The organism is Novacetimonas hansenii JCM 7643, assembly GCF_000964405.1.
GTDB lineage: Bacteria > Pseudomonadota > Alphaproteobacteria > Acetobacterales > Acetobacteraceae > Novacetimonas > Novacetimonas hansenii.
The window spans coordinates 1-9,086 of record NZ_BANE01000143.1 but is presented as its reverse complement, the minus strand read 5'-3'; the positions used below and the strand labels follow the sequence as shown (position 1 = coordinate 9,086).

General features: G+C 64.0%; 9 protein-coding genes and 1 pseudogene. 5 read left to right on the top strand and 5 right to left on the bottom strand.

Annotation, left to right across the window (positions count from 1 at the left end; genetic code table 11):
- A pseudogene (locus B7G66_RS10530) lies at window positions 1–318 on the bottom strand (hypothetical protein); the annotation flags it as partial.
- 502 nt (window positions 319–820) lie between these two features.
- Between B7G66_RS10530 and cbiB the strand changes: the two are divergent.
- Entirely contained in the window at window positions 821–1,873 is a 1,053-nt protein-coding gene (gene cbiB, locus B7G66_RS10525; RefSeq protein ID WP_048859172.1) for an adenosylcobinamide-phosphate synthase CbiB, read from the top strand.
- Here cbiB and B7G66_RS10520 read toward each other — a convergent pair.
- From B7G66_RS10520 to cobU, 3 genes are read right to left on the bottom strand one after another with little or no spacing between them, the layout of a single operon-like run.
- Entirely contained in the window at window positions 1,833–3,296 is a 1,464-nt protein-coding gene (locus tag B7G66_RS10520; RefSeq protein ID WP_003621266.1) for a cobyric acid synthase, read from the bottom strand. The two genes, cbiB and B7G66_RS10520, sit on opposite strands and share 41 nt — an antisense overlap.
- The gene (gene cobO / locus B7G66_RS10515) at window positions 3,296–3,904 is read right to left on the bottom strand and encodes a cob(I)yrinic acid a,c-diamide adenosyltransferase (protein ID WP_003621268.1); all 609 of its coding nucleotides are present in this window, start codon (window positions 3,902–3,904) and stop codon (window positions 3,296–3,298) included. Before cobO ends, B7G66_RS10520 begins: the two co-directional genes overlap by 1 nt.
- Window positions 3,901–4,440 carry a bifunctional adenosylcobinamide kinase/adenosylcobinamide-phosphate guanylyltransferase gene (cobU, locus tag B7G66_RS10510; RefSeq protein WP_003621269.1) on the bottom strand — a complete coding sequence of 180 codons (540 nt, stop codon included), beginning with the start codon at window positions 4,438–4,440 and terminating at the stop codon, window positions 3,901–3,903. The genes cobO and cobU overlap by 4 nt, the downstream gene beginning before the upstream one ends.
- 53 nt (window positions 4,441–4,493) lie before the next feature.
- On the opposite strand from cobU, the gene cobT reads away from it, so the two are divergent.
- Together cobT and cobS are read left to right on the top strand one after the other, a co-directional pair.
- Window positions 4,494–5,552 carry a nicotinate-nucleotide--dimethylbenzimidazole phosphoribosyltransferase gene (cobT, locus tag B7G66_RS10505; RefSeq protein ID WP_003621271.1) on the top strand — a complete coding sequence of 353 codons (1,059 nt, stop codon included), beginning with the start codon at window positions 4,494–4,496 and terminating at the stop codon, window positions 5,550–5,552.
- The gene (cobS, locus tag B7G66_RS10500; protein WP_003621272.1) at window positions 5,549–6,328 is read left to right on the top strand and encodes an adenosylcobinamide-GDP ribazoletransferase; all 780 of its coding nucleotides are present in this window, start codon (window positions 5,549–5,551) and stop codon (window positions 6,326–6,328) included. Before cobT ends, cobS begins: the two co-directional genes overlap by 4 nt.
- Before the next feature lie 49 nt (window positions 6,329–6,377).
- On the opposite strand, the gene B7G66_RS10495 is transcribed toward cobS, so the two are convergent.
- Window positions 6,378–7,061: a histidine phosphatase family protein gene (locus B7G66_RS10495; RefSeq protein ID WP_231106220.1), complete on the bottom strand. Its 684-nt coding sequence runs from the start codon at window positions 7,059–7,061 to the stop codon at window positions 6,378–6,380.
- A gap of 195 nt (window positions 7,062–7,256) precedes the next feature.
- Here B7G66_RS10495 and B7G66_RS10490 point away from each other — a divergent pair, with 195 nt between their 5' ends.
- The gene (locus tag B7G66_RS10490; RefSeq protein WP_003621275.1) at window positions 7,257–8,570 is read left to right on the top strand and encodes a restriction endonuclease; all 1,314 of its coding nucleotides are present in this window, start codon (window positions 7,257–7,259) and stop codon (window positions 8,568–8,570) included.
- Between the two features lie 132 nt (window positions 8,571–8,702).
- Window positions 8,703–9,011, top strand: a complete 309-nt coding sequence (locus tag B7G66_RS10485) for a putative quinol monooxygenase (protein ID WP_003621278.1) — start codon at window positions 8,703–8,705, stop codon at window positions 9,009–9,011.
- The last annotated feature ends 75 nt before the right edge of the window (window positions 9,012–9,086 follow it).

The window sequence follows — 9,086 nt, the reverse complement described above, 5'->3', positions numbered from 1 at the left end:
TGCACGCTTGCGGCGGGTGGCGGCCTTCTTTTCCACCGGGGCCTCTGCCACCGGGGCGGCGGCAACGGCCTTGCGACGGCCCCTGCGTGCCGGGGCGGGCACGGTTTCCACCACGTCCTCGATCAATTCGATCTGGACCGGGGCTTCCATCTTTTTCTTTTGCGCAGGACGCTTTTTCGAAACTGACACCTTTTTTCCCACCACTTCAGCTTCCTCGGCGCCCTTGACGCGAGAGGACGGCGTCGCCGTGCCACGGGATGCGCCGGCAGCTGCCGCGCGCCGTCCCTTGCGAACGGTTGCCTTTTTGTTGTCTGCCATACACTCCACCTTTAAGAATATAAATGTATGTATCCCATCATTAACCCGGCGCATGACATCGCAATCGGCATTGCCCGCGCCGTTCCCGACCGGATGACAGATAACGCCCCGACGATGCTATTCATCGCTGGTCATCTGCTATTGGGCTGACATTACAAAACACGCAACTGGGACATTATGGATATACCAGAATGTCCCTTCATTGCGACGCGAAACCTGACGATGTCAAGCGAATGTCGAATAATCTTGCCGTTTTTCTTAATATCAAGCGTAACAATCTGAATCGGAAATGCATGACATGACATCGTCATTCATAAATAATTACGATACTGATTTTAAATATATCTTTATATAACCTTATATTTTCCAATATTACATGGATATATTCATTACCGTCCGGCATTGCCGCCCCACGCTGGGAACAGGCAAGCCATGTGTACAGTGTGGGGTATATTCATTCCCATGCCTTGACCGTCTTCATATGGCACAATATTGCGCGCCCATGAAGATCGCTCTTTTCCTTGCCCGCAACATCTCCACCACCGCCGTCGCGGCCACGTGCGATGTCCTTGCGGGATATCCGCAGCGGCTGGTGCGCCGGATCGGCCATCCCGTCATGTGGATGGGTCGCCTGACGGATATTCTGGACACGCGGATGAACCGCGACACCGATGCGGATCATACAAGATACAGGAACGGTTTTTTGGCAATGTCGGTCATCGCGACCGTCCCGTGCGCGACTGTCGCCCTGGCGCAGGAGGTGATCGCACGCCGGGTGTCCCCATCGCTGGCGATCGTAACGGGGGGGATCATCGGCAGTTCACTCAGCGCACAGCGCTCGTTATGGGAACATGTCCGTGCGGTCTCCCTTGCCGCACGACAGGGGCTTGCGCCGGCACGCATGGCCGTTTCGCATATCGTCGGACGTGATCCCGCACAGCTTGACGAGGCGGCGGTCATGCGCGCGGCGGTGGAAACACTGGCCGAAAATTTCTCCGACGGTGTGGTCGCCCCCCTGCTGTGGATGTCGCTGGGTGGTCCGGCGGGGGCCGCGTTCTATAAATCGGTCAATACCGCCGACAGCATGATCGGCCACCGCACGCCGCGCCATGACCGTTTCGGCTATGCTGCGGCACGGCTGGATGACCTTGTCAACCTGCCGGCGTCACGGCTGTCGGCGATATGGATCATCCTTGCGGCCATGACGATGCGCGACATGGATGCGCGTGGGGCGTGGCGCATCCTGCGCCGTGACGCCCGACATCACCGCTCCCCCAATGCCGGATGGCCGGAGGCGGCTATGGCGGGTGCATTGGGCGTCCGCCTGTCGGGGCCGCGTTCCTATAACGGCGTGATCTCGCACGAACCCTGGGTGGGGGACGGACGCGCCGACCTGACGCCGCGTGACCTCGACCGGGCACTGACCCTTTACCGTCGCGCCTGCCTGGTACAGGGCGGTGTGCTTGTCGCGCTGTCGATCATGCTGCGCCATGGGGCATGGCGGACGCACCGCGTCACACGCACACAGGCCGGGCAAGCGCCAGAAGCGCGGTGATATCGACATGACGTTCCAGATGATCGGCCAGCGCGTCGAGCGCATCTTCCACCGTTTCATCATGGTCGCGTCCCACCGACCCCGCGCCCAGCCGTGCCAGCAGCGCGCGCCGCGCCGCGCCATCGGACAGCAGCCCATGCACGTAACTGCCCCACACGCGCCCAGACGGCGCAACCGCGCCATCACCATGGGTCCGCAGGTCAATCAGGGGACGCAGCACATGGTCCGGCCCATCGGTCACGCCCATGTGCATTTCGTATCCACGCACCGCCACCCGTTCAGGCAACAGGGTGCCCGACACATTTTCCAGCCGCTTTTCCCCTGACAGCACCGTTTCCACATCCAGCAGGCCAAGTCCCGCAACGCGACCGGCCGGTCCCTCCACACCATGCGGGTCAGCCACATGACGGCCCAGCATCTGATAGCCACCACATATCCCCAGGACATGCCCACCACGGCGCACATGGGCAAGGATGTCGATATCCCATCCTTCGGCACGCAGGACGGCAAGATCGGATATCGTCGCCTTTGACCCCGGCAGCACCACAAGGTCGCATGGCGGCAGCGGTTGCCCGCGTGCAACCACCGTCAATGCAACATCACGTTCGGCACGCAGCGGGTCGAGGTCATCGAAATTGGCGATCATCGGCAACCATGGCACGGCCACGCGCAAGGCCCCCTGCCCCGTGCGTCCGGCGCGCAGGTCGGCCGCGTCCTCCGCCGGGAGGTCGCGCACACGATCAAGGAACGGCACAAGGCCAAGCGCCGCCCATCCGGTATGTTGCGCGATGGCGGTCATGCCATCGGCGAACAGGGAGGGCACGCCGCGCATCCGGTTGACGATAAAGCCGCGGATGCGCGCCGCATCACGCCGGTCCAGCACGGCCTGCGTGCCGACAAGGCTTGCGATCACGCCACCGCGGTCGATATCGCCGATCATCACGACGTCAATATCCGCCGCCTGTGCAAAGCCCATGTTCGCGATGTCATCATCACGCAGGTTGACCTCCGACGCGGAACCCGCCCCTTCGACCAGCACAAGGTCACATGCCCCGGCCAGACGGCCAAAAGAGTGCATGACTTCGGGCATCAGGCCACGCTTGAAGGACTGGAAATCACGTGCATGGACCTGCCCGCGCACCTGCCCGCACACCACAAGCTGCGATCCCGCCATGCCCTGCGGCTTGAGCAGGACAGGGTTCATGTCCACATCAGGCGCCACCCCGCAGGCGCGTGCCTGCAGCGCCTGCGCGCGCCCGATTTCGCCACCACCGGCGGTAACGGCGGCATTGTTGGACATGTTCTGCGGCTTGAACGGCCGGACCTGCAACCCGCGCCGCACGCAGGCCCGCGCAAGGCCCGCGACCAGCACCGATTTCCCGACGCTGGACCCTGTGCCCTGGAACATCAGCGCACGCGCCATCAGAATTCGATCCCGGCCTGCGCCTTCACACCGTCCTTGAAATGATGCTTCACCAACGACATTTCCGTCACGAGATCGGCCGCCGCGATCATGGCCGGGCGCGCATTGCGCCCCGTCACGACGACATGCTGCATCACAGGACGTGCGGCGATGTCGGCAATGACATCTTCGAGCGGCAGATAATCATAACGCAGCGCGATATTGAGTTCATCAAGGATCACAAGCGCCACATCCGTGCGCCGCAACGCCGCGCGCGCCTGTTCCCATGCCCGTTCGCACGCGGCAATGTCACGTGCGCGGTCCTGCGTGTTCCATGTGAACCCCTCGCCCAGCGCATGCCATTCCACAAGGTCGCCGAATTTTTCCAGCGCGATGCGTTCCCCCGTGTTCCACGCCCCCTTGATGAACTGGATCACCACGACACGGCCGCCATGCGCCACCGTGCGCAACGCCATGCCGAACGCCGCCGTGGACTTGCCCTTGCCAGGGCCGGTATGGACCGCCAGCAGTCCCTTCTCCACCGCCTTGGCCGCGACCTCGTTATCCTGCACTTCCTTGCGCTTGCGCATTTTTTCGCGGTGGCGTTCCGCGTCGGGCAAATCGGTCATTTCATCTCCATCGGCAAACCTGCTGCCACAAACACCACGCGCCCGGCCTCCCGCGCAATGGCCTGATGCAACAGACCTGCCTCGTCACGGAAACGACGCGCCAGCGCATTGTCGGGCACGATGCCCAATCCGACCTCGTTCCCCACCAGAACCGTGGGAGCAGCCCTGCGCCGCAGGGCGGAAAGCAGCCCGTCACGCGCCTGCGCGATGTCACAACCATCAAGCAGCAGGTTCGTCAGCCACAATGTCAGACAATCCACCAGCACCGGCCGCACACCCGCCGCATCAAGCACCGGCCCGATGTCACGCGGTTCCTCCACCGTGTCCCATCCCTCTGCCCGGCCTGCACGGTGATGGGCGACACGATCACGCATTTCCGCGTCATAGACCCGCGACGTCGCGACATAGATCCATGGACGCGGCCAGCGTGTGACGATCCCTTCGGCAAAACTGCTCTTCCCCGAACGCGCACCGCCCAGCACCAGCACGGCGCCTGCCATGCCCGTCATGCCTGCCGTTCCCTCCGAAGCCTGCATTTAACTCCTCCGCCATCTTGCATCGCGCGGCATAAGACCACACAACTGCGCCCATGCCATCCCGTGTATCCCGCACTGCCCCGACAGTTCCCCTTCCGCGCAGCCTGACGTCCATGGCGCAGTTACACGCCGCATGCCGCGACATGCCGCCGCCCGATGACAGTATCGACGCCCGCATCGCCGAACGCGACCTGACCCTGACAAAGCCACCAGGCAGCCTGGGCCGGCTGGAACATCTGACGGCATGGCTGGGCCGGTGGCAGGGGCGCGCATGCCCGGCGCTGGATCATGTGCGCATTATCGTCTTTGCGGGAAACCATGGTGTCGTGGCGCAGGGCATCTCCCCCTGGCCCGCCAGCGTCACGGCCCAGATGGTGGCGAATTTCGAATCCGGCGGCGCTGCAATCAACCAGATCGCCCGTGTCGGGCAGGCGGAACTTCGCGTGGTGCCCCTGATGGAATTGCGCCCCACAGCGGATTTCACACACGCCCCGGCGATGGAGGAGGCCGCATTCCTCGACGCCATCAATGCCGGCATGCACGCCGTGGGGGAAGAGACAGACCTTCTGTGCCTTGGCGAGATGGGAATCGGCAACACCACCGCCGCGTCAGCCATCGCGGCGGCCCTGTTCGGCGGGCATGGGGGGCAGTGGGCCGGGCGCGGCACCGGCCTTGATGCGGCAGGCGTGGCGCACAAGGGCGCCGTAATCGACCGGGCGCTGGCGCGGCATGAAGGCATGCTGGATGATCCGCTTTCGGTGGCGCGGATACTGGGTGGGTATGAACTCGCGGCGATCATGGGGGCGGTCCTTGCCGCGCGGTGGCGGGGAATTCCCGTCGTGCTGGACGGATTTGTCTGCACCGCCGCCGCCGCCCCGCTGGCACGCATGCACCCGCATGGGCTGGACCATGCCGTGCTGTCGCACTGTTCCGCCGAAAACGGTCATGCCGTGCTGGCACGAACGCTCGGGCTGTCGCCGCTGCTCGATTTCGGCCTGCGCCTTGGCGAGGCATCGGGCGCGGCACTGGTGATCCCGTTATTGCGCAGCGCGGTGGCGTGTCATACCGGCATGGCGACATTCGCGCAGGCACAGGTCAGCGGCCGCGCATGACCAACCTGCCGGCATGCCTGCGCGCGGATATCGTCTGCGGGGTGGGCCTGCTGACACGCCTGCCGATGGGATGGCTGGCGCGCGACGGGTTGCCCTATTCCATGACGCGCTGCGTATGGACATGGCCGATCATCGGCGCATTGTGCGGAATGATGGGCGCGGGGGTGGTCGTTGCGCTGTCCCACCTGCGGATTGCGCCATTACCCGCCGCCACGATCGCGGTGGCGGTGCAACTGCTGCTGACGGGCGGGCTGCACGAAGACGGGCTGGCGGACATGGCGGACGGGTTTGGCGGCGGGACGACACGTGCGCGCAAGCTGGAGATCATGCGTGACAGCCGCATCGGCAGTTACGGGATGATGGCGCTCGCGCTCGCGCTACTGGCACGCGTGGGGGCCATCAGTGCCCTTCCGACCGGGCTGGCGATCATGGTGCTGCCTGTCACCGGGGCACTGGCGCGTGCGGCGATGGCCGGGCTGCTGGTCATGCTGCCCCCTGCACGCAGTGATGGCGTGGCCGCCACGATGGGGCACATCCCCTGGCCCGCGCTGCTGGCATGCGTCCTGCCGCCGGTCATGCTGGCACCGTGGCTTCTGGGTACGTGGGCGGGAACGGTGGCCATCTGTGCAACACTTGCCCTGGGTGGCGGCATGGCGCTGCTTGCACATCGGCAGATCGGCGGCCACACGGGCGATGTGCTGGGGGCGACGGCATGCCTTGGGGAATGCGTGCTGCTGGCGGTCGTGCCTGCCGCCCTTGGCTGCGTGGCCGGTTGAACGCCCCCTGTTGACACGAAATTTCTGGCTGTGCGGGTCCGGATATCCTTCAGCCCACGGACGGCACCGCCATGCCGCGGGCATCCGCATGGGCGCATTCGCGGAACGTGCGGGCCTGCATGACATGGACAGTGCCCATCGGTGGTGCCTCAGCAAGGAGCGAGGCCACATCCCCCCGCGCCAGTGCGCGCATCAACCGCAACGGCCCCCCATGCGTGACCACCGCGCACGAACGCCCCTGCCGCATGACATCCCCCCAGAACGCACCGATGCGGGCGCGCAACGCACGACCATTCTCCCCCTCGGGAAAGGTATATCCCTCCACATCACGTGCCCATGCCTCAAGGTCGGAGCGGGGCACATCACGCCACAGCATTCCCTCCCACCTGCCGAAATCCAGTTCGTGCAGACGCCCGTCAACATGCATTTCCAACCCCAGCGCGGTCGCGATCCGCTGGGCCACAAGCCGACAGCGCGTGGCGGGAGATGTAAAGATGACTTCGCACCCGATGCCACGCATGACCGCCTTCATGCCGTCGGCCACCTGTTCCCAGCCAGCCTCCAGCATCATGTCGGCGCGTCCGTAACACCGCCCCAGCGCATCGCGGACCGCGGGATGCCGCGCGAGCGCCACCAGAAATTGATTATCCATAACGCCCTGTCCCGCCTGCACCCGCCAAAAACCGCCCGCAGGTTCCGACAGGAACACCCCGCGCACCATCCCCATCGGCATGGGGCAGATATCCAGTGAACACATGCCCACCGTGCGAACGGCGTGGATCGGGCCGGAACGGCGCATTCCTCGCTTAAATGTTATGCGCGCGACATGGGGTGGCTGGCCTTAAACGGAGCCTGCCTCAACTTTACAGACGTAGATATCTTCTGCATATCTGCATTGTTTTCGCACAAATCTTCAGGAATCATCTATATGCTGGCCACCGTGCCCTGCGGTGGACGGGGCAATACGGAGAAAAACATGCGGATATGGGCCTATGCCTGTCTGCTTCTGTGCCTGCCTGTCCACGCCCAGGCCGGAAGTGCCTATAAGGTGAAGCACCAGACCGTCGCCTGTGGCGACGATGCAGCCCTGAAGGCCCTGAACGACCGGACCAACCCGCGTGCAGCCGATCCCGCATGGCGACATGCCATGATGGCGCAGGGGCAATGCTATACCATTACACCCGACATGCGCTGGGAAAAAATCGCCAACCGCAACGGGCTGCCGCTGCTGCGCCACAATCCGCCGGTGGCGGGCATGCCGCCACTATATTTCATGTCGTCCGACATTGCCGACCTCACCGCCCCGGCCATCACCAGTGGCAGAGCGACCGATGCCCCCGCCACAACACCCTCCCCCACACCGCCCGCAAACGGCACGGACCCGCAGGACGCCAGTACACAGGCCCAGGCACCATCGCCATCCGAACCTGTCATCATCGCCCGCACGGACCCGCCCGCACCCACTGACCTGTTTTCCATCACCGGTGGCTTCCAGAAACTCGGGTCAATGCTTCTCTCCGCTTTGCTTGCCCTTGGGGCGGGCTGGCTGCTGTGGGTTCTTTATCGCGTGATCATGGCATTCATGGGGCGACGTGGCGCCCTGCGGCAGGCCACGACACTGGTGGATCGCAATGCCGGGCTGCTGATCCAACGCCGCCTGCATGCGCACGAAGGCCAGGCGGCCCACGGCCATGCCCCGGCCCAGCAATGGCAGCGCGAGGTCACCCGTTTCTGCCGCACCACTTTGTTGCCCGCCCTTGCCGGGGATGGGCGGGAGCGGTACTGGTGCGACATCGAACGCAAGGTCCACGCGCATATCGACGCCGTATCCACCCGCGCCCGACCACGCCCCGACCTGCGCCTTGTCACGCCCCCGCCCTATCGGGCAGACATGACATGCACGCAGTATGTGGCCTATTGCATGGGGCTGCTTGAAAAAGCAGGCTGGGATACCCGCATGTCAGGCAATGCAGGACAGGCCGCCACGGTCATCGTGGCGACGAAGGACGGACTGTCCATGGTTGTGCAATGCTGGACCGAACGCAGGCCGGTGGAGGAAGAAACCGTGCGCCAGTGCATCGCCGCGCGTTCCGGCCTGTCGGCGCGGATCGCGGTGGTTGTCTCCAGCGCCCCTTATACGCAACAGGCGTTACAGATGGGAAAAAGCAGCCGCGTCTTCGTCCTGCATCACGAAGAACTGCAGAAATTCGCAAGCCAGGTCGAAGCCCCGCAGGTCGCCTGACCCCACCGCCGCCATCATCGGGGCACATGGCATTGAACTTTCCCGCCCGCCGGGACATAGGGCACACAGGCCCACATATTTCCGGGCCTGCATGCGGGGCACCATGTCCCGATATTTTGTGGAGAGTCGTGCATGAGCAAGCAAATCACTGTCGTCGCCATCGCGGAAGCCAGGCCCGGATGCGAAGCCCAGGTCGAAGCCGCGATCGCCGCCTGCGTGCCGCCATCCCGTGCGGAAGCCAGCAATGGCGGATATGTCCCCCACCGGGATGAGGCCAACCCGTCACGGTTCGTGTTCGTCGAACGCTGGGCCAGCCGCGAGGCCCTGGCGGAGCATGAAAAAACCCCGCATTTCCAGGCCATGGCCAAAAGCTTTGCCCCACTGCTGGCAAAGCCGCTTGAAGTCATGATCCTGGACCCGATCGACCAAGAAGCTGTCTGAAAACAAATCATTGATAAAAAAGAAAAGTTTCTGGGTGCCGCCTTTTTGAAAAAAGGCGGCGTCTTCTGAAGCTTT

Excerpts from the sequence above, each read along its gene's own strand:
- cbiB (WP_048859172.1), top strand. The coding sequence starts at position 821 with ATGAAGATCGCTCTTTTCCTTGCCCGCAACATCTCCACCACCGCCGTC.
- B7G66_RS10520 (WP_003621266.1), bottom strand. The coding sequence starts at position 3,296 with ATGGCGCGTGCGCTGATGTTCCAGGGCACAGGGTCCAGCGTCGGGAAA.
- cobO (WP_003621268.1), bottom strand. The coding sequence starts at position 3,904 with ATGACCGATTTGCCCGACGCGGAACGCCACCGCGAAAAAATGCGCAAG.
- cobU (WP_003621269.1), bottom strand. The coding sequence starts at position 4,440 with ATGCAGGCTTCGGAGGGAACGGCAGGCATGACGGGCATGGCAGGCGCC.
- cobT (WP_003621271.1), top strand. The coding sequence starts at position 4,494 with ATGCCATCCCGTGTATCCCGCACTGCCCCGACAGTTCCCCTTCCGCGC.
- cobS (WP_003621272.1), top strand. The coding sequence starts at position 5,549 with ATGACCAACCTGCCGGCATGCCTGCGCGCGGATATCGTCTGCGGGGTG.
- B7G66_RS10495 (WP_231106220.1), bottom strand. The coding sequence starts at position 7,061 with ATGCCGATGGGGATGGTGCGCGGGGTGTTCCTGTCGGAACCTGCGGGC.
- B7G66_RS10490 (WP_003621275.1), top strand. The coding sequence starts at position 7,257 with ATGCTGGCCACCGTGCCCTGCGGTGGACGGGGCAATACGGAGAAAAAC.
- B7G66_RS10485 (WP_003621278.1), top strand. The coding sequence starts at position 8,703 with ATGAGCAAGCAAATCACTGTCGTCGCCATCGCGGAAGCCAGGCCCGGA.